This is a genomic window from Aeromonas sp. ASNIH1 (genome assembly GCF_002934285.1).
In the GTDB taxonomy this organism is placed as follows: domain Bacteria; phylum Pseudomonadota; class Gammaproteobacteria; order Enterobacterales; family Aeromonadaceae; genus Aeromonas; species Aeromonas caviae.
Genome location: NZ_CP026228.1, coordinates 1,755,437 through 1,778,139 on the forward strand (window position 1 = coordinate 1,755,437; position 22,703 = coordinate 1,778,139).

19 protein-coding genes are annotated in these 22,703 nt (G+C 65.7%); 4 read left to right on the forward strand and 15 right to left on the reverse strand.

Annotated features, from left to right (window positions below; translation table 11 throughout):
* Window positions 1-62: 62 nt before the first annotated feature.
* From mgtE to C2U37_RS08590, 11 genes are all read right to left on the reverse strand, one after another.
* Entirely contained in the window at window positions 63-1,487 is a 1,425-nt protein-coding gene (gene mgtE, locus C2U37_RS08540; protein ID WP_181023047.1) for a magnesium transporter, read from the reverse strand.
* Window positions 1,488-1,619: 132 nt separating this feature from the next.
* A complete protein-coding gene (gene cysG, locus C2U37_RS08545; protein WP_103857776.1) occupies window positions 1,620-3,026 on the reverse strand; it encodes a siroheme synthase CysG in 1,407 nt (468 codons plus the stop codon).
* 12 nt (window positions 3,027-3,038) lie between these two features.
* The gene (nirC, locus tag C2U37_RS08550; protein ID WP_103857775.1) at window positions 3,039-3,851 is read right to left on the reverse strand and encodes a nitrite transporter NirC; all 813 of its coding nucleotides are present in this window, start codon (window positions 3,849-3,851) and stop codon (window positions 3,039-3,041) included.
* A 216-nt stretch (window positions 3,852-4,067) separates the two neighbouring features.
* On the reverse strand, window positions 4,068-4,385 hold the full coding sequence (nirD, locus tag C2U37_RS08555) for a nitrite reductase small subunit NirD (RefSeq protein ID WP_042016469.1): 318 nt from the start codon (window positions 4,383-4,385) through the stop codon (window positions 4,068-4,070).
* Window positions 4,385-6,931 carry a nitrite reductase large subunit NirB gene (gene nirB / locus C2U37_RS08560; RefSeq protein ID WP_181023046.1) on the reverse strand — a complete coding sequence of 849 codons (2,547 nt, stop codon included), beginning with the start codon at window positions 6,929-6,931 and terminating at the stop codon, window positions 4,385-4,387. The genes nirD and nirB overlap by 1 nt, the downstream gene beginning before the upstream one ends.
* Before the next feature lie 296 nt (window positions 6,932-7,227).
* Entirely contained in the window at window positions 7,228-8,328 is a 1,101-nt protein-coding gene (locus C2U37_RS08565; protein ID WP_103857773.1) for an ABC transporter permease, read from the reverse strand.
* Window positions 8,329-8,331: 3 nt separating this feature from the next.
* Window positions 8,332-9,441: an ABC transporter permease gene (locus C2U37_RS08570; protein WP_103857772.1), complete on the reverse strand. Its 1,110-nt coding sequence runs from the start codon at window positions 9,439-9,441 to the stop codon at window positions 8,332-8,334.
* The gene (locus tag C2U37_RS08575) at window positions 9,438-11,207 is read right to left on the reverse strand and encodes an ATP-binding cassette domain-containing protein (protein WP_103857771.1); all 1,770 of its coding nucleotides are present in this window, start codon (window positions 11,205-11,207) and stop codon (window positions 9,438-9,440) included. The genes C2U37_RS08570 and C2U37_RS08575 overlap by 4 nt, the downstream gene beginning before the upstream one ends.
* Window positions 11,204-12,172 (reverse strand): secretion protein HlyD, encoded by a 969-nt coding sequence (gene hlyD, locus C2U37_RS08580; protein ID WP_103857770.1) that lies wholly within the window; start codon window positions 12,170-12,172, stop codon window positions 11,204-11,206. The genes C2U37_RS08575 and hlyD overlap by 4 nt, the downstream gene beginning before the upstream one ends.
* Window positions 12,169-12,810 (reverse strand): TetR/AcrR family transcriptional regulator, encoded by a 642-nt coding sequence (locus C2U37_RS08585; protein ID WP_104452122.1) that lies wholly within the window; start codon window positions 12,808-12,810, stop codon window positions 12,169-12,171. The genes hlyD and C2U37_RS08585 overlap by 4 nt, the downstream gene beginning before the upstream one ends.
* Window positions 12,811-13,082: 272 nt before the next feature.
* Complete coding sequence (locus C2U37_RS08590) at window positions 13,083-14,003, reverse strand: LysR family transcriptional regulator (RefSeq protein WP_103857768.1); 921 nt, start codon at window positions 14,001-14,003, stop codon at window positions 13,083-13,085.
* 168 nt (window positions 14,004-14,171) lie between these two features.
* Here C2U37_RS08590 and C2U37_RS08595 point away from each other — a divergent pair, with 168 nt between their 5' ends.
* Window positions 14,172-15,596, forward strand: coding sequence for an MFS transporter (locus C2U37_RS08595; protein ID WP_103857767.1), 1,425 nt, complete (start codon window positions 14,172-14,174; stop codon window positions 15,594-15,596).
* An 88-nt stretch (window positions 15,597-15,684) separates the two neighbouring features.
* Here the strand turns inward: C2U37_RS08595 and hslU are convergent, their stop codons facing one another.
* From hslU to argS, 4 genes are all read right to left on the reverse strand, one after another.
* The gene (hslU, locus tag C2U37_RS08600) at window positions 15,685-17,013 is read right to left on the reverse strand and encodes an HslU--HslV peptidase ATPase subunit (protein ID WP_010676031.1); all 1,329 of its coding nucleotides are present in this window, start codon (window positions 17,011-17,013) and stop codon (window positions 15,685-15,687) included.
* 66 nt (window positions 17,014-17,079) lie between these two features.
* Window positions 17,080-17,613, reverse strand: a complete 534-nt coding sequence (hslV, locus tag C2U37_RS08605; protein ID WP_041214255.1) for an ATP-dependent protease subunit HslV — start codon at window positions 17,611-17,613, stop codon at window positions 17,080-17,082.
* Between the two features lie 186 nt (window positions 17,614-17,799).
* Window positions 17,800-18,648 carry an SPOR domain-containing protein gene (locus tag C2U37_RS08615; protein WP_103857765.1) on the reverse strand — a complete coding sequence of 283 codons (849 nt, stop codon included), beginning with the start codon at window positions 18,646-18,648 and terminating at the stop codon, window positions 17,800-17,802.
* A 3-nt stretch (window positions 18,649-18,651) separates the two neighbouring features.
* A complete protein-coding gene (gene argS / locus C2U37_RS08620; RefSeq protein WP_010676028.1) occupies window positions 18,652-20,397 on the reverse strand; it encodes an arginine--tRNA ligase in 1,746 nt (581 codons plus the stop codon).
* A 314-nt stretch (window positions 20,398-20,711) separates the two neighbouring features.
* Between argS and C2U37_RS08625 the strand changes: the two genes are divergently transcribed.
* From C2U37_RS08625 to C2U37_RS08635, 3 genes are all read left to right on the forward strand, one after another.
* Window positions 20,712-21,278, forward strand: a complete 567-nt coding sequence (locus C2U37_RS08625; RefSeq protein ID WP_010676027.1) for an LON peptidase substrate-binding domain-containing protein — start codon at window positions 20,712-20,714, stop codon at window positions 21,276-21,278.
* A 124-nt stretch (window positions 21,279-21,402) separates the two neighbouring features.
* Entirely contained in the window at window positions 21,403-21,972 is a 570-nt protein-coding gene (locus C2U37_RS08630; RefSeq protein ID WP_010676026.1) for a sigma-70 family RNA polymerase sigma factor, read from the forward strand.
* Window positions 21,965-22,630: a ChrR family anti-sigma-E factor gene (locus C2U37_RS08635; RefSeq protein WP_053288019.1), complete on the forward strand. Its 666-nt coding sequence runs from the start codon at window positions 21,965-21,967 to the stop codon at window positions 22,628-22,630. The genes C2U37_RS08630 and C2U37_RS08635 overlap by 8 nt, the downstream gene beginning before the upstream one ends.
* Window positions 22,631-22,703 lie beyond the last annotated feature (73 nt).

A 22,703-nucleotide genomic window follows, 5' to 3' on the forward strand; every position in this document is an offset into this window, starting at 1 on the left:
CCGGTTTTGCGCGAAAGCGGCCCCGCGCCATGGCAGGCGCCGCAGACGGTCAGCCTCGGGCCCTAGAGCAGGAACAGGGTCGCCAGCCCCAGGAAGATGAAGAAGCCGCCGGTGTCGGTGATGGCGGTGATCATCACGCTGGCCCCCACCGCCGGGTCGCGCCCCAGCCGGCTCATGGTCATGGGGATGATGACCCCCATCAGGGCCGCCACCAGCAGGTTGAGGATCATGGCGAGCGTCATCACGCCCCCCAGCGCCGCATCCTGATAGAGCAGGAAGGTGGCGATGCCCATGATGCCCCCCCACACCAGGCCGTTGATCAGGGCCACCCCCAGCTCGCGCCACAGCAGGAAGGAGACGTTGCCTGTCTGGATGTGCTGCAGCGCCAACGCCCGCACTATCATGGTGATGGTCTGGTTGCCGGTGTTGCCGCCGATCCCGGCGACGATAGGCATCAGGGCCGCCAGCGCCACCAGCTGGGAGATGGTGTGCTCGAACAGGCCGATCACCCGCGATGCCACGAAGGCGGTGCAGAGATTGATGGCGAGCCAGGCCCAGCGGGTCTTGACCGCCTTGGAGACGGGGGCGAACACGTCTTCTTCCTCGCTTATCCCCCCCATGCGGCGCAGGTCGGTGTCGCTCTCCTCATAGACCAGGTCCACCACCTCGGCGACGGTGAGCCGTCCCATCAGCTTGCCCCTGGCATCCACCACGGCGGCGGAGACCAGGTCGTCCCGCTCGAAGGTGCGGGCGGCGGCCTCGTCGTTGTCTTCCGGATCGAAGGTGACCGGATCCTTCTCCATCGCGTCGCTCACCAGGGTTTCGGGCTTGTGCAGCAGCACGGCGGTGAGGGGTAGCTCCCCCTGCAGCCGGTTGCGCCGATCGGTGACGAACAGCTTGTCGGTGTTCTCGGGGATCTGGCCGCGTAGGCGCAGATAGCGCTGGACGGTGGCCAGGGTCACGTCGGGCCGCACCGTGATGAGCTCGAAGTCCATCATGGCGCCGACCGTGTGCTTGCCGTAGCGGATCACCTCCCGCACCTTGTCCCTGTCCATCGGCGCCATGGAGGTGAGCAGCCGTCCCATCAGGTTGCGGGGCAGGTACTGACCCAGGTAGATCTGGTCGTCGATGTCGAGGGTGCTCAGGGCGTGCAGGAGTTCTTTGTCGCTCATGCCGCTGATGAGGCTGTCCCACACCGTCTCCGACGCCTCCACCAGGATCTGGCCGTGCTTGTCTGCATCCACCTGCTGCCACAGCACATGGCGCTCGTCCGGCGGCAGGGATTCCAGCGCATCGGCGATATCGGCGGCGGGCAGGCTGTTGACCAGCCGGGTCAGCTCGCTGGTCTGGTCCCGAAGCTCTGCGTCCTGCTCCCCTTGCGGGTCGAGCAGGCTCTCGGTGAGGGCGTCATCGGCCAGCAGCAGCGTGAGGATGCGGGCTCTGTCGTGTTCACGCTGTTTGGCGCTGTTCTTGGGGGGGAGGGACATGAAGCAGAATTCCTGAATTCGGTGGTCCGGCTGACACACCCCATAGGATACCAGACTCAAAACAAGAGGTTATGACAGTAAATGCAGAAAAAGAAACGCCACCCGAGGGTGGCGTTGGAATGGATGCAGCGATCAGGCCGAGGCCAGGGCCACGTCTGTGGCGCCTCCTTGCCCGAACCAGGCAAGCTGGTCGGCCAGGGTCACCACCGAGCCCACCATGATCAGCGCCGGACTCTCGACCCCTACCGCCAGCTCGGGCAGCTCATCAAGGGTGCCGCGAATGACCCGCTGGCAGGGCTGGGTGCCGCGCTCGATCAGCGCCACCGGGGTGTCGCCTGCCTTGCCGTGGGCCAGCAGCTGTTCACGGATGGTGGTGCAGGATGAGAGCCCCATGTAGAAGACCAGCGTTTGCCGATCTTTGGCCAGCAGCGGCCAGTCGAGATCCCGGGCACCCCCCTTGCCGTGGGCGGTGACGAAGCGCACGCTCTGGGCGTGGTCGCGGTGGGTCAGCGGAATGCCGGCGTAGGCGGCGCAGCCGCTGGCCGCCGTGATCCCCGGCACCACCTGAAAGCCGATGCCAGTGCCGACCAGTGTCTCCAGCTCCTCGCCGCCACGGCCGAAGATAAAGGGGTCGCCCCCCTTCAGCCGCACCACCCGCTGTCCCTTCTTCGCCTCCTCCAGCAACAGCTGGTTGATCCCCTCCTGCGGCACGCAGTGGTTGCCCGCCTGCTTGCCGACGAAGATGCGTTTGGCGTCGCGGCGCACCAGCTCCATCACCTCGTCGGAGACCAGCCGGTCATAGACCACCACGTCCGCCTGCTGCATCTGGCGCAGGGCGTGCAGGGTGAGCAGACCCGGATCGCCAGGGCCGGCACCGACCAGCACCACCTCGCCAGCGCTCTGGCTTTCGTCGGCAAACAGATTGTCGGCCAGCTGGTGGGCAGAGGCGCTATCCCCCCGAGCCAGCGCCTGACCGAGCCGATCCGCCCCGAGCAGCCGTTCCCAGAAGCGGCGCCGCTCGCCCATGCTGGCGAAGCGCGTCTTGACCCGCTCCCGCAGGCTGCCGGCGAAGGCCGCGACGGCACCCAGATGCTGGGGCAGCAGGGCTTCGAGTTTCTCCCGCAGCAGTCGGGCCAGCACCGGGGCCTTGCCGCCGGAGGAGATGGCCACCATCAGCGGCGAGCGGTCGATGATCGACGGCATGATGAAGCTGGAGCGTTTCGGGTCATCCACCACGTTGGCAAAGATCCGCGCCTGATTGGCGCTCTGGTAGACCAGCGCATTCACCTCGCGCCGATCTGTAGCGGCTACCACCAGCCACTTGCCCGCCAGTTGCTGCGGCGCAAATTCACCGGCCAGCCACTCGATGGTCCCGTTGGCAGCCAGTTCCGCCAGCTCGGGGTCGAGATCGGGCGCGACCACGGTGAGCTGGGCTCCGGCATCCAGCAGCAGGCGCGCCTTGCGCTCTGCTACCTCGCCGCCGCCGACCAGCAGCACGGGTTTGTTGTCGAGTCGGCAAAAGATGGGCAAGTAGTCCATGGGGCCTCCTGATCAGGCGGTTTGGGTCTGGCTGGCAGTGGTGGTGGTCTCGCTCAGCGCGACCGGGCGCTCGGCCTTGGGGGTGGCATACCAGTAGCCGAGGCCCATGAAGAGGGCGCCGGAGACGGTGTTGCCCAGGGTTACCCACAGCAGGTTGTGGCCGATGCCGCCCAGGGTGTAGGCCTCGGAGTGGGCACCGAACCAGGAGAGGGCAAACAGGGTCATGTTGGCGACCGAGTGCTCGTAGCCGGAGGCGATGAAGGCGAGCAGGCACCACCAGATGGCGATGAACTTGGCGGCACCCTCGGTGCGCAGCGCCATCCAGATGGCGAGGCAGACCAGCCAGTTGCAGAGGATCCCCTTCATAAACAGGGTCAGCGCCGGGGCCTGGGTTTTGGCCAGCGCCACCTTGTGCGCCAGACTGCCCGCATCCGGCAGCAGGCTGCCGCCGTAGGAGTAGATGAGCGCCACCACGATGGAGCCAATCAGGTTGCCCACCCAGGTCTGCGGCAGGATGCGCAGCAGGTCGGCCATGGTGATCTTGCCCGTCTTCACCCCGAAGGTGAGGAACATGGTGTGGCCGGTGAACAGCTCGGAGCCGGCGATGATCACCAGCGTCAGGGCGATGCCGAAGGTGGCCCCCATCACCAGCGGCCGGATGGCGGGATCCACCAGATTGCCGAGGGTGAAGATGAGGATGATGCCGAGGCCCACATAGGCCCCCGCCATGGCGGAGCTGAGCCAGAAGCCGAGCTTGTCGCTGCGCTCGAAGCGGTTGATGCGGGCCGCGTTGGTGGCGCACTTGTTGATGGTTTCGGTATACATCTTTGTTTCCTTCAAGAGGGCCGCCCGCGGGCAGCCCTGACTGTTTTTTAACCCCCTCCCTGCCTCCCCCTTGTCAAGGGGGAGGGGCTTTTTGCTCCCTCCCCTGTGAAGGGGAGGGCCGGGGTGGGGTCTGGTGTTAGACGGCGACCCAGACCTGCTGGTCGCGCACTTCAACGGGGTATCCCCGTACCGACATAGATCTGGGGGTTGTCGACATCAGACGGCGACCCAGACCTGCTGGTCGCGTACTTCAACGGGATAGCTCTGCACCGACATGGCGGGGTTGTCGAAACAGTGGCCATCGCTCAGGCGAAAGCGCTGCTTCTTGAGCGGGCTGGCGACCCAGAGATCGCCGTCGTGTTCGCAGATCAGGCCCCGCGACAGCACGTTGGCGGCGAAGAAGGGATCCCGGTTGTCGATGGCGAACACCTCGGCGGCCGCGCTCGGGCGGAACAGGGCAATCTGGCGACCCTCAATGAGTGCGCAGACACCGGTTCCCGGCAGGATGTCGTTGAGTTGGCAGGCAAGTTTCATCATTTGGTTTCCACCTCGATCTGGTAGACGGGGATGCGCTCGGCCGGAGTGGCGGGTCTGTGCTGGTCGCGCTCGGCGACGAACTGGACGTCCGGATCGCGCTTGTCGCTGTTGATGAAGTGGCTGAAACGCTTGAGCGCTTCCTCTTCGTTGAGGGTGCGCGACCATTCGCACTCGTAGCTGTCGATGAGGGTCTGGATATCGCGCTCTAGCGTCTCGGCCAGCCCCAGCTTGTCATCGACGATCACCTCGCGCAGATAGTCGACGCCCCCTTCCAGGTTGCCGAGCCAGACCGAGGTGCGCTGCAGTTTGTCGGCGCTGGTGACGTAAAACATCATAAAGCGGTCGATCAGCTTGATCAGGGTCTCGCGGTCGAGGTCAGACGCCAGCAGATCGGCGTGGCGCGGTTTCATGCCGCCGTTGCCGCCTACATAGAGGTTCCAGCCCGCGTCGGTGGCGATGATGCCGACATCCTTGCCCTGTGCTTCCGCACATTCACGGGTGCAGCCGGAGACGCCGAACTTCATCTTGTGGGGGGTACGAATGCCCTTGTAGCGGTTCTCGAGGAAGACCCCGAGGCCGACGCTGTCCTGCACGCCGAAGCGGCACCAGGTGCTGCCGACGCAGGTCTTGGCCATGCGCAGCGCCTTGGCGTAGGCCTGACCGGTCTCGAAGCCCGCTGCCAGCAGCTTGCGCCAGATGGCGGGCAGATCATCCTTCTGGGCCCCGAACAGGCCGATGCGCTGGGCGCCGGTGATCTTGGTGTAGAGCTTGTAGTCGCGGGCCACTTCGGCCACCGCCAGCAGCCCTTCCGGGGTCACCTCGCCACCGGCCATGCGCGGGATGACGGAGTAGGTCCCGTCCTTTTGCATGTTGCCGAGGAAGATGTCGTTGGTGTCCTGCAGAGGTGTGTTAAGCGGGCTCAACACGTAGTCGTTCCAGCAGGAGGCGAGGATGGAGCCGACCGTCGGTTTGCACACCTCGCAGCCATGGCCCTGGCCATGTTTGGCCAGCAGCTCGTCGAAGCTCTTGATCCCCTCCACCTTGACCAGGTGGAACAGCTCCTGACGGGAGTGGGGGAAGTGGGCGCAGAGGTGGTTGTTGACCTCGATGCCCTGTTTCACCAGTTCGGCGTTGAGCACCTGACTGATGAGCGGCACGCAGCCGCCGCAGCCGGTACCGGCCTTGGTCTGCTGCTTGATGGCTGCCAGGGTGGTGTGGCCCTCGGCCACCGCCTTGGCGATGTCGCCCTTGGAGACGTCGAAGCAGGAGCAGATCTGGGCGCTTTCCGGCAGGGCATCCACCCCCAGGGTCGGCTTGGCACCGGCGTAGGCGGGCAGGATCAGGGTGTCCGGGTGGCTCGGCAGGGGCAGGGCGTTGAGCATCATCTGCAGCAGGTTGCCGTAATCCTCCACGTCACCCACCAGCACGGCGCCGAGCAATCGGCTGTTGTCTTCGCTCACCACTATCTTCTTGTAGACGCCGGCCTGGTCGTCCTGGAACACATAGCTGTGGCTGCCCGGGGTGCGGCCGTGGGCATCGCCGATGGAGCCGACGGAGACGCCGAGCAGCTTGAGCTTGGCGCTCATGTCCGCCCCTTCGAAGCGGCTGTCGCCGCCCTGCAGGTGGTCGACGGTGATCTGGGCCATCTTGTAGCCCGGTGCCACCAGGCCGAAGAAGCGACCCTGCCAGGCGGCGCACTCGCCGATGGCATAGATGTCGGAATCGGAGGTGAGGCAGTGATCGTCGATGACGATGCCGCCGCGCTCGGCGATGGCGAGATCGCCGTAGCGACCGAGGGTGTCTTGCGGGCGGATGCCGGTGGAGAAGACCACCACGTCCACTTCCAGCTGGCTGCCGTCGGCGAAGGCGAGGCGGTGTTTCGCCTGCTCGCCGCCATGCATCAGGATCTCGCTGGTGCTCTTGCTGGTGTGTACCTGCACGCCCATGGATTCAATCTTGCGGCGCAGCAGCTGGCCGCCCTGACCGTCGAGCTGCTCGGCCATCAGTACCGGAGCAAACTCCACCACATGGGTCTCGAGACCCAGCGCCTTGAGGGCGCCGGCCGCCTCTAGGCCAAGCAGGCCGCCCCCGATCACCACCCCGCTCTTGCCGCTCTTGGCCGCGCTGCGGATGGCTTTGAGATCCTCGATGGTGCGATAGACGAAGCACTCGTGGTGCTGGCTGCCCGCAATGGGCGGCACCCAGGGGTAGGAGCCGGTGGCCAGCACCAGCTTGTCGTACCCGACCACAGTGCCCTTGTTGGAGTGCACTTCGCGGTTGGTCCTGTCGATTTTTTTCACCGCTTCGCCGAGCAGCAACCGAATGCCGTGCTTGTCGTAGAAGCCGGGTTTGACGAGGGAGAGATCTTCGCTGGTGTGATGGGAGAAGTAGGAGGAGAGATGGACGCGATCGTAGGCGGGACGGGGTTCTGCACCGAAGACGGTGATCTCGTAGCGGCCCGGATCGGCCCGCTCGATCAGCTCTTCGATGAAGCGGTGCCCCACCATGCCGTTGCCCACAACGACCAGTCTGACTTTGCTCATAGTTGCCTCAAGTTTGGAGTAATAAAACATCATTCTGAGGCTAGGCTACCCAGTCGGCAGGGGCAGACGATTGATGCAAATCAAGTGTCTATTTATATATCTCCTCAGGGGTAATTCGAGAAAATTCAGCACTATACAAAAATAGGTATACCAGTTAATGATTTCTGCGTTAGCTCGGGGTGAGGGATGGTGGAGGGTAAGCCCGGTTTACCAACTGCCGGGGAGTGAAAACTTATGTCGGAAAAAGGCCGGTCTCGCACTGGGCGAGACCGGCATCAGCTGAACAAGGTGGCGCGTCAGGCAATATGGCGGCGGAACATGGCGAGCGCCAGCGACAGGGTGACGCCGGCGATGGCGAGCAGCGGCCAGAGCAGGGGCCAGGCGGCCGACCAGTCGAACCCCTTGAGGAAGACCCCCTTGAGCAGCACGATGAAGTGGGTGAGGGGGTCGATGGCCGCCAGCCACTGGAACTCCTGGGGCATGTTCTCCACCGGCGAGATGTAGCCCGAGAGGATCACCGCCGGGACGGTGAAGGAGAAGACCCCGAGAAAGGCCTGCTGCTGGGTCGAGCAGAACGACGAGATGAAGAGCCCGATCCCGGCCAGTGCCAGCCCGTAGCAGACCATGCCCGCCAGCAGCAGACTGAGGCTCCCCGCGAAGGGGAGGTGAAAGACGAAGCGGGCGGCCAGCGCGACTATGCACCCTTGTCCCACCGCCACCAGGATGCCGGGCACCGCCTTGCCCGCCATGATCCAGCCTGCGGTGAGGGGGGAGACCAGCAGCTGATCGAAGGTGCCCTCTTCCCGCTCCCGCGCGACCGAGAGGGCGGTGACAATCAGACAGCCGGTGGTGGTGATGATGGCCACCAGGGCCGGCAGGATATGCCAGTGGAACTCGATATTGGGGTTGTAGAGGTTGCGCACCGCGAGGGTCGGCGGCGCCTTGCCTGCGTTCCCTTCTTCATTCTGCCAGCGGGCGATCACCTGACTGATGTAGCCCGCCGCCACCTGACCGCCGTTGGAGCGGCGGCCGTCGATGATCAGCTGCACCTTGGCCGGTTCGCCCCGCGCCAGCCGGCGCGAGAAATCCCCCGGAATAATCAGCCCGAGCAGCGCCCGTTGCCCGGTGATGGCCTCGGTCATGCCTGCCTCGCCTTGCACCGGGATGATGGTGGTGAAGGCGGGCATATGGGTGAGGCGCTCCAGCAGCTCGCGGCTCTGGGCACCGCCATCCTGGTTGTAGATGGCCAGCGTGTTGCCGGTCACCTCCAGAGTGGCGGCGAACGGGAAGAGGGCGGTCTGCAGCAGCACCGGCATGATGAGCAGAAAGCGCCCCTGGGTGTTGCCCATCAGGGCCTGCAGCTCTTTTCGGATCAGCCACCAGAGTCGGATCAGCATGGGTTACTCCAGAGTGCGCCGCGTCTTGCGGGCGGTCAGGGCCAGCCAGAAACCGGCCAGCAGCAGCAGACAGAAACCGTTGACCAGCAGGATCGAGAAGACGCTGCCCGCCTGATAGAGGGTCTGCAAGGAGCTCGCGAAGTAGCGGGCCGGAATGAGGTGGGTGATGGCCCGAAGCAGCGGTGGCATGCTGGCGATCTCGAACACGAAGCCCGACAGCATCACCGCGGGCAGAAACGCAGCGATCAGCGCCGCCTGCGCGGCGTTGAACTGGCTGCGCATCACGGTGGAGAGGAACAGCCCGAGCCCGAGGGCACTGCCGAGAAAGACGCTGGTGACCAGAAAGAGCAGCAGCAGGGAGCCGCGCCACGGCACCGCCATCACCGCCACCGAGAAGAGCAGGCAGAGCAGCATGGCGATGATGCCAAGGCCGTAGTAGGGCAGCAACTTGGAGAGCAGCAGCTCCCCCTTGGTGACCGGGGTGGCGAGCAGCGCCTCCATGGTGCCGCGCTCCCACTCCCGCGCCACCACCAGCGAGGTGAGCAGGGCGCCGATGATGGTCATCACCACCGCAATGGAGCCCGGCACCAGAAAGTTGCGGCTCACCAGCGCCGGGTTGAACCAGGCGCGGCTCTCTATCGACACCGGCATGACGACCCCCTCGCCTGCGAGCCACCCCTGCCAGATCCCCTGCACATAGTTGGTGACGAAGTTGGCGGTGTTGGGCTCGGAGCCGTCGGTCAGCAGCAGCGCCTGCGGCGTGCCGTTGCCCTGACCGGCCAGCGCGCGGGAGAAGCCGTCATCGATCACCAGCAGGCCGCGGATCTCGCCACGGGCCAGACTGGCGAGCAGGGACTCCTTGCTCGGGCCGCTGTGGATCTCCAGCGCGGTTGAGCCGCGCAGGGCCTGCTCCAGCCGCACCGCCGGGGCGCCGCTGTCGGAGCGCCAGATGCCGAGGCGCAGATGGTCCACATCCAGATTGATGGCGTAGCCCATCACCACCAGCAGCACCACCGGCATGATGAAGGCGATGAGGATGCTGCTCGGATCGCGGACGATTTGCAGCGTCTCCTTGCGGCAGAGGGCCAGCAGTCGCCGACGGTTGATGCTCATGCGTCCTCCTCGCTGGCCCGCTCGACCAGGGTGATAAAGGCCTCTTCCATTGTTGGCAAAGAACAGGTCGGCAAGGAACCGGTTGGCAAAGAGGTCGCCTCCTCTTTGGCGGCCAGCCCCTTGAGATCGTCCGGGGTGCCGAGCGCCAGCAGCTTGCCGCGATAGATGAGGGCAATGCGGTCGCAATACTCCGCCTCATCCATAAAGTGGGTGGTGACCAGCACGGTGACGCCGTGGTCGGCCAGCGCGTTGATGTGCGACCAGAACTCGCGCCGGGTCACCGGATCGACCCCGGAGGTGGGCTCGTCGAGGAACAGCAGCGGCGGCTCGTGCAGCAGGGCGCAGGCGAGCGATAAGCGCTGGCGCAGGCCGAGGGGCAGGGATTCCGCCTTCTGATCGAGCCAGGGGGCGAGGGCAAAGGCAGTCACCATGGCGTCGATCCGCGTCTGCTGGTGGCGGCCGAACAGGCCGTAGATACCGGCGAAGAAGGAGAGGTTCTGCGCCACGGTGAGCTGCTTGTAGAGGGAGAACTTCTGTGCCATGTAGCCGAGGCGCTGGCGCGCCGCCGAGGGGCTGTGGGCCAGATCGATGCCGGTCACCAGCGCCTGTCCCTCGCTCGGGCGCAGCAGGCCGCACTCCATCTTGAAGGTGGTGGACTTGCCCGCCCCGTTGGGGCCGAGCAGGCCGAAGATCTCGCCGCGGCGCACCGCAAAGCTGACGTCATCGGTGGCGGCAAAATCGCCGAAGCGCTTGGTGAGGTGGCGCGCCTCGATCACCGCCTCGGGGGAGACCCCCTGCGGCAGTTCGGCTTCCCGCATCCCGGCTGCCAGACTCGACTCACCGCCGGGGCCGCCGCCGAGCAGGTCGATAAAGGCATCCTCCAGCCGGGGCTGGGCCGGTTGAAAAGCGCCGTTGGCGAGATGCAGCTCCGAGAGCGGCGGTGGCGTCATGCCCGGGTGCAGCAGCAGGCGCACCCGCTCCCCCGCTACCGCGCCATCCATCACCGCCGGGTGAGCCAGTGCCCGGCGCAGCAGGGCGCGTCGCTCGCGGCCATCCAGTTGCCCCGCCTCCAGCAGCCAGCAGCGGCTGGCCATGGCCCCCATCAGATCGGCTGGCGTGCCGCTGGTGCGCACCTCGCCATCCGCCATCAGCAGCACGTGGTCGCACAGCTCCGCCTCATCGAGATAGGCGGTGCTCCAGAGCACCGTCATTCCCCCCTTGGCCAGTTCGCGCACCATCTGCCAGAGGGCGCGGCGGGAGATGGGATCGACCCCGACCCCCGGTTCGTCGAGCAGCAGCACATCCGGGGTGCCGAGCAGGGCGCAGGCCAGCCCGAGTTTCTGCTTCATCCCGCCAGAGAGCTTGCCGGCTGGCCGCGCGGTGAAGCGGGCAAGATCGGTGAAGGCGAGCAGCCGCGCGAAGGTGGGCGTGCGTTCGGGCTCCAGTACGCCGCGCAAGTCAGCGTAGAGGGTGAGGTTCTCCAGCACGCTGAGATCTTCGTAGAGGCCGAACTGCTGGGGCATGTAGCCGAGGCGCTGACGCAGCAGATCCCCCTCGCTCACCGGATCCAGCCCCAGCACCCGGATGGTGCCCGCTTCGGGGATCAGCAGACCGGCCAGCAGGCGTAGCAAAGTGCTCTTGCCGGCGCCGTCGGGGCCGACCAGCCCGGTGATGCCGCCAGCCGGAATGGTGGCCGAGATGGCGTTGAGGGCGACCCGCTCGCCAAAGCGTTTGGTGAGCCCCTCGAGGGAGATGGCGCAGCTCATGGGGCCAGCCTGACGGTGACCGGCATCCCCTGGCGCAGGGCCGGGTCGGGATCCTGCACCACGATGCGCAGCCGGTAGACGAGGTGGGTGCGCAGGTCCGGCGTTTCCACCGATTTCGGGGTGAACTCGGCGGTGGGCGAGACAAATCCCACTACTCCGTGATAGGGCTGATCCGGCCGCGAGTCGGTGGTGAGGGTCACCTTGGCGCCGCTCGGGAAGTGGCCGAGCCAGGGCTCCTCCACATAGGCGCGCACCCAGACCGGCGCGGTTAGGGAGAGGTTGAAGGCGGTCGCTCCACTCTGCACCATGCTGCCATTCTCGACGGCGCGGCTGATGATGATACCATCGCTGGGGGCGGTCAGATTGGCATCCGCCAGCGCCAGTTCGGCACTGGCGAGCGCCGCTTTGGCCCCTTCCAGCTGGGCATCGGACTGGGCGATTTCCTCCGGGCGGTAGCCGGTTTCGAGCTGGGCGAGCTGTTCGCGGGCCGAGCGCACCTGCGCCTGGGTCTGATCCCGCTGGGAGCGGGCAGTATCGAGCTGACCGCGGGAGATGGCGCCGGTGGCGGCCAATGCGCTCTGGCGGCGCCACTGCTGGTTGGCCTCCAGTGCAGCGGCTTCGGCGGCGGCAAGTGCGGCCCGGGCGCGGTCGGTCTCTTCGCTGCGATAGCCTTTGTGGATCAAGGCGTTGGCGGCAGTGAGCGCAGCCAGATTGGCGCGGGCGCTGTCGCGGCTGTGGGTGAGGGGAACCGGATCGAGGCGGGCCAGCAGTTGACCCGCTTTCACGCTATCCCCCTCATCGACCAGCACCTGATCGACGCGTCCGCCGACCCGAAAGGCCAGATTGACGTCGCGAATATCGACGTTGCCGTAGAGGATGGAGCCGTCGGCGGGGCGCCCCTGCCACCAGAGGTAGCCACCGATAACGGTTAGCAGCAGGGCCAGGATTGCAATGCGTTGTTTCATGCCGCTTCTCCTTCTTTCATGTCGGTGGGGCGCAGGCCGCGCAGTGCCCATACCAGCCGCTGTCTGGCGGCCTCGGGGTTGTCTATCTGGCTGAGAAAGGGGGCGGCCTCTTCGGGCAGCCAGCCGAGCTGACGACCGCTGCCTGCGATCACCAGCGGCAGGCCGACCGACCCCATGATGAAGATCATCAGCTGGAGCGGGTGACCCGCGACCAGCGACCCTTCCGCCTGTGCCATCCGTACCTGTTCGATCAGCAGCAGGGGGTGACGGCGCGGCAGGCTGAGCAGAAAGCGCTGGGCCGCCCCTTCACCCGCCAGGGCATCGCCAAACAGGTGGTTGATGAAGCCGCGCTGGCGCGCCACCAGCCCGATGAGCGCCTCCATGGTGGCCTCGAACATGGCGATGGCAGAGGGGTAGGAGCCTTTGGCTGCCACCGCCTTGAGCTCGTCATAGAGGGGGGCGTACCAGAGCTCCAACAGCTCGTCGATAAAGGCGTCGCGGTTGCCGAAGTGGTAGACGAAGGAGCCGAGGTTCACCTCGGCCGCCGCCGCCAGCTCGCGCACCGTCAGGCCGCGCAGCCCCTTCTCGGTGGCGATGGCGAGGCCGGTATCGAGCAGTTTCTGACGGGTGGGGTGCATCTGGCTGGTGCTCCTGGTGTATGCATTTTGTACGCAATTATACGTCCGTATAAAAAATGCGGAAGCGGGCGACAGGATCTTTTTGCCCGCAATGTGATCCGCCCCGCTCTGAGGGGCCGTGATCCCCGTCCGGCAGGGGGAAGGATCCACCGTTTGTGCCCAAGCCACGGGCATGTCGGTGTGACGGGGTGGTGACAGGCGCTTCAGGCCCCGGGTGCGGGTGCCCGGGCCACAAGAGGCTGGTGATAGAGCCGGGAGCTGCCTGACCCGGATCAGGGGGTGTCGGTGGCTCCGGTGTGATAGGGGGGCCGGGCACAGGTGTCCCGTATCAGGGCGCGCAGCCAGCGGTGGCCCGGATCGGCATCCTGACTGGGGTGCCAGAGCAGGGCGACCCGGATCCCTGGCAGAGCGAAGGGCAGGGGCAGGGTGACCAGATCGCCGAGCAGGCTGGCGCAGTGCAGGTGCGGCACCGTCGCCACCAGATTGCTCTCCCTGACCAGGGCCAGCGCCATCGCAAACCCGGGAACCAGGGTGGTGATGGTGCGTCTCTTCCCCTGGCCTGCGAGGATCTCGTCGATGGGGCTGTGAGGCTGGCCCCGGCGGGAGACCAGCACGTGGCGCGCGGCGGCATAGCGCGCCACGGTCAGGGTGCCGTCGCAGAGGGGGTGGTCCGGGTGCACCACGGCGACGAAGTGATCCTGGAACAGGGCCTGGGTGCGCAGCTCAGGGGCCGTGGTGGCGCCGATCACTCCGGTCTCGAAGTCCAGCTCGCCACGGCGCAGGGGGCCGCTCTCCTTGTCGGGTTTGGCCAGAAAGTGGAGCCGCACCCCGGGGGCCTCGACGGCGAGGCGCGCCAGCAGGGCGGGGCCCACCGCCTCCACGAAGCCGTCACTGGATCGCAGGCGGAAAGTGCGCTCCAGGCTCGCCGGGTCTACTTCCTGCTGGGGGCGCAGCACGGCCCGGGTCTCCTGAACCAGGCGGGCGACCTCATCCCGCAGGGTCTGCGCCCGGGGGGTGGGGATCAGGCCGCGTCCCGCCCGCACCAGCAGCGGATCCCCCGTGGTCTCCCGCAGCCTTGCCAGGGCCCGGCTCATGGCGGAAGCACTCAGGCCTAGCCGTCTGGCGGCGCCCGCCACACTGCCCTCTTCCAGCAGGGCATCCAGGGTGATCAGCAGGTTGAAATCCGGGGTCATGGTCGTCTCCTCGCAGGCGGCGCCTGACGGGCCGACCCCTTCATGATACGCGAGTTGCCGTCTCTTCATATGGCGTCTGATGCAACTATAAGCTGCAATCCGTGCGTCTTCCGCCTTGTCATCTCCCCCGCTAGCCTGAGTGCATCATCACTTGCCGGAGAGACTGCCATGTCCACACCACTTCTTGTTTCCCCTCCTGTGACGCGCCGTCTTGGCCTCGTGGGGCTCGGGCTCGCCACCCTGCTGCCCATGCTGGCGGGCAGCATGGCCAACCTGGTGCTGCCTGCCCTGGGGCAGGACTTCGGCGTGCCCTTCGCCAGCCTGCAATGGGTGCTGGTGGCCTACCTGCTTGGGATCACCAGTCTGACGGTGGTGGCGGGCCGGCTCGGGGATCGTCTGGGGCGGCGTCGCTTGCTGCTCTGGGGGACCGGGGTCTTTGCGCTGGCTTCCCTGCTGTGCGCCTTGGCCCCTTCCATTGGCTGGCTCATTGCCGCTCGCACCCTGCAAGGGGCCGGTGCGGCCTGCATGCTGGTGCTCTCCCTGGCCATGGCAGGAGAGCTGGTGCCGCCAGCCCGACGGGGCTGGAGCATGGGATTGCTCGGCACCCTGTCGGCCTGCGGCACGGCGCTCGGCCCCTCCTTTGGCGGCCTGTTGATCGGCGGATTTGGCTGGCAGGCTCCCTTCCTGCTGCTGCTCCCCCTGACGTTGCTTGCGCTGGGGTGTGCCTGGCGGGATCTGTCCCGGGATGAGGCGGGCTCTGCCGAGGGAGGCCTCCCGCTCACCAGTCTGTTGCTGCTGGTGACGGCGCTGCTCTGCTACGGGCTGGCACTGACCCGGGGCAGCCCACTCGGGGTCTGGCCGGGGATAGGGGCGCTCGTCGCCATGGTGCTCTTCGTGCATGCCGACTCGGGCGCCCGTCGCCCCCTGCTGCCCCTGGCGCTGTTGGGGGCATCCAGGCGAAGAGGCGGGATCATCGCCAGTGCGCTGGTGGCCAGCGTCATGGTGGCGACGATGCTGATCGGTCCTTTCTACCTGCACGGCGCCTTTGCCCTCGACATGGGGACGGTGGGGCTGATGATCTCCATGGGGCCCCTGCTGGCGGCGCTGTCCGGCATGCCCGCCGGCTGGCTGGTGGACAGGGTGGGGGCGACCCCTGTGGTGCGCCTCGGCCTGGGGCTCATGGTGGTGGCCGCCGTCTTGCTGGCTTTCCTGGACAGGGCGCTCGGGCCCCTCGGCTACCTGCTGCCCATCCTGCTGCTCACCGCCGGCTATGCCCTGTTCCAGACCGCCAACAACAGCGCCGTGGTGGGGGAGGCGGAGGGGGCGAGCCGTGGCGCCGTGGCCGGGCTGCTGACCCTGTCGCGCAACCTGGGCCAGCTGACGGGGGCGGCGGGGCTGGGGGGCCTGTTCGCAGCCCAGGTAGGGCGGCCCGATCTTCCCCTCGCGACGGCGGACGAGCTGGCGTTTGCCACCCGGGCCACCTTCGCCCTGACGGCCTTGCTGCTGATGAGCGCGCTCTGGCTGGCGGGAAGGGGGGAGCGTGCCGCGCAGGATGACGCGACCCGGGACGGCAGCGAGTCGGAAGAACGCTGAAAACGAAGACGCCTCCACAGGGGAGGCGTCTTGTTATGGGATTGGGCAGGATAGTAAACCGCTCAGCTCCTCGTTATCGATCAACCGGTTACAGAATGAAGCGGCTCAGATCCTCGTCTTCAATCAGCTTGCCGAGGTGGGCGTTGACGTAGTCGGTGTTGATGACGAAGGTCTCGCCTGACTTCTCGGAGGCGTCGTAGGAGATGTCTTCCATCAGCCGCTCCATCACGGTGTGCAGACGACGGGCGCCGATGTTCTCGGTGCGCTCGTTGACCTGCCAGGCCGCTTCGGCCAGACGGCGGATGCCATCCTGGGTGAACTCGATGTTGACCCCTTCGGTGGCCATCAGTGCCTTGTACTGATCGGTCAGGGAGGCGTTCGGCTCGGTCAGGATGCGCTCGAAGTCTTCGGTGGTCAGGGCGGTCAGCTCGACCCGGATCGGCAGACGACCCTGCAGCTCGGGGATGAGGTCGGACGGCTTGGCGATCTGGAAGGCACCGGAGGCGACAAACAGGATGTGATCGGTCTTGACCATGCCGTGCTTGGTGTTGACGGTGCAGCCCTCGACCAGCGGCAGCAGGTCGCGCTGAACCCCTTCACGGGAAACGTCCGGGCCCGAGCTCTCGCCGCGCTTGCAGATCTTGTCGATCTCGTCGAGGAAGACGATGCCATTGTTCTCGACGGAGGCGATGGCCTTCTGCTTCAGCTCTTCCGGGTTGACCAGGCGGGCTGCTTCCTCTTCGATCAGCGCCTTCATGGCCTCCTTGACCTTGATTTTGCGCTTCTTCTTCTGGTTCTGGCCCAGGTTCTGGAACAGCCCCTGCAACTGGTTGGCCATCTCTTCCATGCCCGGCGGGGTCATGATTTCGACACCCATGGGGGAGGCGGCCAGATCCAGCTCGATCTCCTTGTCATCCAGCTGACCTTCCCGCAGTTTCTTGCGGAAGATCTGGCGGGTGTTGGAGTTGTCGGCTTTCTCTTCCTCACCCCAGCTGTTGCGCGGGTTGGGCAGCAGGGCGTCGAGGATGCGCTCTTCTGCGGCTTCCTCGGCGCGGTATTTCATCTTCTCCATCTCGGTCTCGCGCACCAGCTTGATGGCGACGTCGGTCAGATCGCGAATGATGCTGTCCACTTCCTTGCCGACATAACCCACTTCGGTGAACTTGGTCGCTTCCACCTTGATGAAGGGGGCGTTGGCCAGTTTGGCCAGGCGACGGGCGATCTCGGTTTTGCCAACACCGGTCGGGCCGATCATCAGGATGTTCTTCGGGGTCACTTCATGGCGCATCTCCTCGGAGAGCTGCATCCGGCGCCAGCGGTTGCGCAGGGCGACGGCGACCGCGCGCTTGGCGTCGGCCTGACCAATGATGTGTCTGTCCAGCTCGTGGACGATTTCTCTCGGGGTCATCTCGGACATGGTGGCGTTCCTGTATCCGGGGCGGGCAGGGCCCACCCCTTGGAAAATGGGGTTTGGCTGGCGGCCTTATTTGGCTGCGTAGTCCAGTACTTCGATGGTGTGGTTGCCGTTGGTGAAGACGCAGATGTCGCCCGCAATCTTGAGGGACTTCTCGACGATGCTCTTGGCGTCGAGCTCGGTGTTCTCCAGCAGGGCGATGGCGGCGGACTGGGCAAAGTTGCCGCCGCTGCCGATGGCGATGAGATCGTGCTCCGGCTGCACCACGTCACCGTTGCCGGTGATGATGAAGGATTTGTGCTCGTCGGCGACGGCCAGCAGCGCCTCGAGGCGGCGCAGGGCGCGATCGGTGCGCCAGTCCTTGGCCAGCGCCACGGCGGCGCGTTCCAGGTTGCCCTGATGGGCCTGCAGTTTGGCTTCGAAGCGCTCGAGCAGGGTGAAGGCGTCGGCGGTGCCGCCGGCGAAACCAGCCAGTACCTTGCCGTTGTAGAGGCGATGAACCTTGCGGGCGTTGCCCTTCATGACGGTGTTGCCAAGAGAAACCTGGCCATCGCCACCGATGACGACCTGACCGTTGCGGCGAACTGAAACTATGGTAGTCACTTTACTTACCTCGCTTGAGCCGAATGACGGCCTGACTGTGCATGGAGGAAAAGATGGGGATGGCAAAACGGCTTTTCAAGCCTGTGTCGAGCACGGATCGCGGGGGAGGGATCGGGTGGGCGCGGGATGGCGCCAAAAGAAACAGGGCCGGGTGTTGCCACCCGGCCCTGTGCATGGACGCGGCGATCACCCCTTCTTGGGGATGCAGCCGCTGATGCCCGAGCCCTGCAGCTTGCGGTTGGCCGCATCGGCCGCCGCCTTGCCGTTGAAGGGGCCCACCATCACCTTGTAGACGGCGCCACCGGCCCCGTTCACCACCTGCAGACTGGAGGAGAGCCCGGCGGTGAAGGCGATGCGCGCCTTGAGGGATTCCGCGGAATCCTGGGAGCGCAGGGCGGCACACTGCATTATGTAGCGACCGCCGTCGGCGGCTGCGGTCTGTGCAGTCTGGGTCGCCGTCTTGGCCCTGGCGGCCTCGGCCCGCTCCCGCTCCAGTTCGGCGCGGATCTCCCGCTCCATCCGCTCACGTTCGGCCTTCTGGTCGATCACCTGCTCCCGGGCGCTGGCGACCGGGGCGCCGGTGGCCGGCTTGGCCGGTTGCACCGGTTGCGGCTGATAGGGCTTCACCTGACCGATGGGGGTTCCCGGCTGGGGGATGTCGGTCGCGACCGGCTTGGGCAGTGCCTCCGGTTGCAGGGTCATGGTCTCGGCGGGCGGGGGCGGCAGCACGCCCGGCTGGGGCGGCGGCTCTATGATGTCCACCTGCTTGTTCTCCAGCCGCTCGATGTAGCTCCACTTCTCCTGGGGCAGGGTATTGCCCTGTGCCTTGGGTTTGTTGGCCTTCACCTGCTCTTCGATGGTGGGGGCATCGGCGCCCTTGCCGTTGATGAGGTAGAGGAAGGCGCCGAAACCGACGACCAGGGCCCCGGCCAGCAGTGCCGGGATAACAGGAAAGCGGCGAGGGGCCGCTTTCTTGATGTTACGGCCACCCGCCCGTCGTCTCGGGCTGTTGCCGACGTAATCCCGGGTCGCCATCTATTACATGCGCTCCAGGGTGTGGATGCCCAGCACGCCCAGGCCCAGCTTGAGCACCTTGGCGGTGGCGGCGCACAGCAGCAGACGGCTCTGGCGGGTCGCCTCGTCCACGCCGTCCTTGTTGATCGGGCAGGCTTCGTAGAAGGTCATGAAGTTGCCGGAGAGCTCGTACAGATAGGTACAGAGCAGGTGCGGCATCCCCTTGTCCGCCACGCCGTTGACCGCGTCGGAGAACTGGATCAGCTTCTGGGCCAGGGTCTCTTCGGCATCTTCGCTCAGGACCACCTTGCCGCTCAGGGTGTCGGCATCGACGCCGGCCTTGCGGAAGATGGACTGGATGCGGGTGTAGGCGTATTGCAGGTAGGGGGCGGTGTTGCCTTCAAACGACAGCATCAGATCCCAGTCGAAGATGTAGTCGGTGGTGCGGTTCTTGGAGAGATCCGCATACTTGACCGCGCCCATGGCGATGGCGTGCACCACCTGGGCCTTCTCTTCGGCAGAGAGGTCGCTGTTGCGGCTCTCCAGCAGGGCGCTGGCGCGCTCTTCCGCTTCGTTCAGCAGGTCAACCAGCTTGACGGTGCCGCCGGAGCGGGTCTTGTAGGGACGGCCGTCCTTGCCCAGCATCATGCCGAAGGCGTGGTGCTCGAGGGGAACGGACTCCGGCACATAGCCCGCCTTGCGGGTGATGGTCCAGGCCTGCATCAGGTGCTGGTGCTGACGGGAGTCGATGAAGTACATGACCCGGTCGGCGCCCAGGTTCTCGTAACGGTATTTGGCGCAGGCGATGTCGGTGGTGGTGTAGAGGAAACCGCCGTCGCTCTTCTGGATGATGACGCCCATGGGCTCGCCATCCTTGTTCTTGAACTCGTCCAGGAACACCACGGTGGCCCCTTCGCTCTCGACTGCCAGCCCCTTGGCTTTCAGGTCGGCAACGATCTGCGGCAGCATGTCGTTGTACATGGACTCGCCCATGATGTCCTTGTTGGACAGGGAGATGTTCAGACGGTCGTAGTTGCGCTGGTTCTGCTCCATGGTCATGTCGACCAGCTTCTTCCACATGGTGCGGCAGTACTCATCGCCACCCTGCAGTTTCACCACGTAGTTGCGGGCGCGCTCGGCGAAGGCTTCGTCTTCGTCGTAGTGACGCTTGGCCTGGGTGTAGAAGGCTTCCAGGTCCTTGAGCTCCATGTCGGAGGCGTGCTCGTTGGCCATCTTCTCCAGATAGGCGATCAGCATGCCGAACTGGGTGCCCCAGTCGCCGATGTGGTTGGCACGCACCACCTTGTGGCCCAGGAATTCGAGGGCGCGGGCGGCCACGTCACCGAGCACGGTGGAGCGGATGTGGTGCACCGCCATCTCCTTGGCCACGTTGGGGGCGGAGTAGTCCACCACCACGGTCTGCGGCGCCGGCAGCTTCACGTTGGCGTTGTCGGAGGTCACCATGGCTTCCACCTGACCGGCCAGCCAGCTCGGGTCGAAGAAGAAGTTGATGAAGCCGGGGCCGGCGATCTCGACCTTGGCGATCAGATCGGAGGCAGGCAGGTGCTCGATGATGGCAGCGGCCAGCTCGCGGGGGTTCTTGCGGGCCGGTTTGGCCAGCAGCATGGCCAGGTTGGTGGCCAGGTCGCCGTGAGCCTTCTCCTTGCATCGGTCTACTTGCACCCGGGCTTCCAGGTCGGCGGGCAGGACGCCTGCGGACTTGAGATTGGCTACCGTTTGTTCAAGTAGATGATGAATATGCTCTTTCATAACTGACCACCGAGGTTGCGCGTCGAAAAGTGACTGACTGGATAAGGGCGTGAATTTTACCCGCATCGGGCCGAGAAAACTATAGGAACGGCCCGCACCCGTGGGCGTGGCGGATATTTCACTGCGTTTTCCACCACATTGCAGGATATTGATTTGGGTAAGTGGTGGTTATCCATTTCTACTGCATAACGAAACGGCTTGTCCAGGCTATTTTCCCCTGATTATGACAGGGTTATTTATACCGATTCGATCTGAATGATCCCGCTTCCCGTGGCGGTCGTATCCTTTGAGGACGCCGTTGGAGGATGATTCCCATGACACTGGTACTGTTTCCACTCTCCGCTCACCTGCTGCCGGGCGGCATCATGCCGCTGCGCATCTTCGAGCCCAGATACCAGCGCATGATCGCCGAGTCCCGGGAGCGGGAGTTCGCGCTCTGCATGCTGGACCCCCGCCAGCCCGACGCGCTGCGCAACATGTACCCCATCGCCACTCGGGTGCGCATCATCGATTTCGATCTGCTGCCCGATGGTTTGCTCGGCATCACGGTGCTCGGGGTGGAGCGGGTGCGTATCACGGATCTCTGGCAGGAAGAGGACGGTCTGCGGGTCGGCGAGGTGGAGCCCCTGCCCCCCTGGCAGAGCGGCAGGCTCCAGGCGGATCAGCACTCCCTGGCCAAGGCGTTGCAGGACGTGTTCAACGACTATCCGGAGTACGCGGCCCTCTATCCGGAGCCGGACTGGGAGGATGCGAGCTGGGTCGCCCAGCGCTGGCTGGAGGTGCTGCCCATCCCGGTGGAGCAAAAACAGTGGCTGGTGGCGGCCAAGGACAACCAGCCCACCCTCTCCCTGCTGAGCGGTCTGCTGGTCGCGAGCCATTGAATTCCCCTTCCCGGTGATCCTTTTTCCTCGCTCGCCGTATTGGGGGTGAACACCACACGCGAGGGATGGCGCAATGGCATATACTGGCCAACCACAATCGGCTCCACGCAGGACATCGCCCCCCATGGACAACCCAGACGGCGACCTCACATCTTTGCTGGTCCGGGTGGCCGAGCGGGCCGACAAGGCTGCCTTTGCCACCCTGTTCCACCACTTCGCGCCGCGCATCCGTAGCTACGGGCTGCGTCACCTCGGCAGCGAGGCCAACGCCATGGAACTGGTGCAGGAGACCATGCTGCTGGTCTGGCAGAAGGCACGGCTCTATCACCCCGACAAGGGCGCCGCCACCACCTGGATCTACACAGTGATGCGCAACCAGAGCTTTGACATGCTGCGCCGCCGCCGCGCCAGCAAGGAGGAGCTCTGCGCCGAGGAGATCTGGCCGCTGCTGGAGTTCCGGGCCGAAGAGGAGCACCTGAGCGGCGGTGAAGACGCGGTGCTGACCCGCCAGATGGCCCACTATGTCGCCACGCTGCCGGAGCCGCAGCAGCAGGTGGTGCGCGGCATCTACCTGCAGGAGCTCTCCCAGCAGGAGCTGGCCGACCGGCTCGGCGTGCCCCTTGGCACCATCAAGTCCCGGCTGCGGCTGGCACTACAGAAACTGAAGGAACAAGTGGAGCAAGGCCATGATTAAGACCCATCCGACTGAACCCATGCTGCGCGCCTTCGCTGCCGACGAGCTGCCTCTGCCGCTGGCCGTCGGTGTCTCCGCCCATTGCGAGTTCTGCCCCGAGTGCGCCGCCCGGGTGAAGGAATTTGAAGAGGCGCTGGCGTGCCAGCATCTCGCCCCTGACGCGCCGGACGAGGCGCTGCCCGCCGGATTCGATGCCATGCTGGCGGGCATACTGCAACAGCCGGTGGCGACGGAGGCGGCGCTCGCCCTTGCCGAGAGCCCGAGGCCAGAGCTCAGGGTGGCGGGTCACAGTTACCGGCTGCCGCGGGCATTGGCAAGGCATCATGCCCCCAGGTGGCGTCATCTCGGGGCCATCCGTCAGGTCAGCCTGCCCCTGGACGAGATGGGTGCGCGGGCCAACCTGCTGCACATCGAGGCGGGGGGGCGGATCCCGGAGCACACCCACAAGGGATATGAGCTGACCCTGCTGCTGGCGGGCACCATCGAGGATGGCGACACCCGCTATCAGGCGGGGGATTTCATCTGGCGTGACGCCAGCCACGCCCACAGCCCCCACACCCCGGACGGCTGCCTCTGCTACACGGTGCAAGATGCCCCCGTGCAGTTCACCAAGGGGCTGTCACGGCTGCTCAACGGCATCAGCCAGCACCTCTATTGAGTTGGGATCACGGCTGCTCGGCGATAGCGGGCTGCCGCGCGACTGAGGCGGTATCACGGCATGAAAAAAGGGA

What these genes read in the sequence shown, in the direction of transcription:
- mgtE (WP_181023047.1), bottom strand. Translation starts at nt 1,487, where the DNA reads ATGTCCCTCCCCCCCAAGAACAGCGCCAAACAGCGTGAACACGACAGA.
- cysG (WP_103857776.1), bottom strand. Translation starts at nt 3,026, where the DNA reads ATGGACTACTTGCCCATCTTTTGCCGACTCGACAACAAACCCGTGCTG.
- nirC (WP_103857775.1), bottom strand. Translation starts at nt 3,851, where the DNA reads ATGTATACCGAAACCATCAACAAGTGCGCCACCAACGCGGCCCGCATC.
- nirD (WP_042016469.1), bottom strand. Translation starts at nt 4,385, where the DNA reads ATGAAACTTGCCTGCCAACTCAACGACATCCTGCCGGGAACCGGTGTC.
- nirB (WP_181023046.1), bottom strand. Translation starts at nt 6,931, where the DNA reads ATGAGCAAAGTCAGACTGGTCGTTGTGGGCAACGGCATGGTGGGGCAC.
- C2U37_RS08565 (WP_103857773.1), bottom strand. Translation starts at nt 8,328, where the DNA reads ATGCTGATCCGACTCTGGTGGCTGATCCGAAAAGAGCTGCAGGCCCTG.
- C2U37_RS08570 (WP_103857772.1), bottom strand. Translation starts at nt 9,441, where the DNA reads ATGAGCATCAACCGTCGGCGACTGCTGGCCCTCTGCCGCAAGGAGACG.
- C2U37_RS08575 (WP_103857771.1), bottom strand. Translation starts at nt 11,207, where the DNA reads ATGAGCTGCGCCATCTCCCTCGAGGGGCTCACCAAACGCTTTGGCGAG.
- hlyD (WP_103857770.1), bottom strand. Translation starts at nt 12,172, where the DNA reads ATGAAACAACGCATTGCAATCCTGGCCCTGCTGCTAACCGTTATCGGT.
- C2U37_RS08585 (WP_104452122.1), bottom strand. Translation starts at nt 12,810, where the DNA reads ATGCACCCCACCCGTCAGAAACTGCTCGATACCGGCCTCGCCATCGCC.
- C2U37_RS08590 (WP_103857768.1), bottom strand. Translation starts at nt 14,003, where the DNA reads ATGACCCCGGATTTCAACCTGCTGATCACCCTGGATGCCCTGCTGGAA.
- C2U37_RS08595 (WP_103857767.1), top strand. Translation starts at nt 14,172, where the DNA reads ATGTCCACACCACTTCTTGTTTCCCCTCCTGTGACGCGCCGTCTTGGC.
- hslU (WP_010676031.1), bottom strand. Translation starts at nt 17,013, where the DNA reads ATGTCCGAGATGACCCCGAGAGAAATCGTCCACGAGCTGGACAGACAC.
- C2U37_RS08615 (WP_103857765.1), bottom strand. Translation starts at nt 18,648, where the DNA reads ATGGCGACCCGGGATTACGTCGGCAACAGCCCGAGACGACGGGCGGGT.
- argS (WP_010676028.1), bottom strand. Translation starts at nt 20,397, where the DNA reads ATGAAAGAGCATATTCATCATCTACTTGAACAAACGGTAGCCAATCTC.
- C2U37_RS08625 (WP_010676027.1), top strand. Translation starts at nt 20,712, where the DNA reads ATGACACTGGTACTGTTTCCACTCTCCGCTCACCTGCTGCCGGGCGGC.
- C2U37_RS08630 (WP_010676026.1), top strand. Translation starts at nt 21,403, where the DNA reads ATGGACAACCCAGACGGCGACCTCACATCTTTGCTGGTCCGGGTGGCC.
- C2U37_RS08635 (WP_053288019.1), top strand. Translation starts at nt 21,965, where the DNA reads ATGATTAAGACCCATCCGACTGAACCCATGCTGCGCGCCTTCGCTGCC.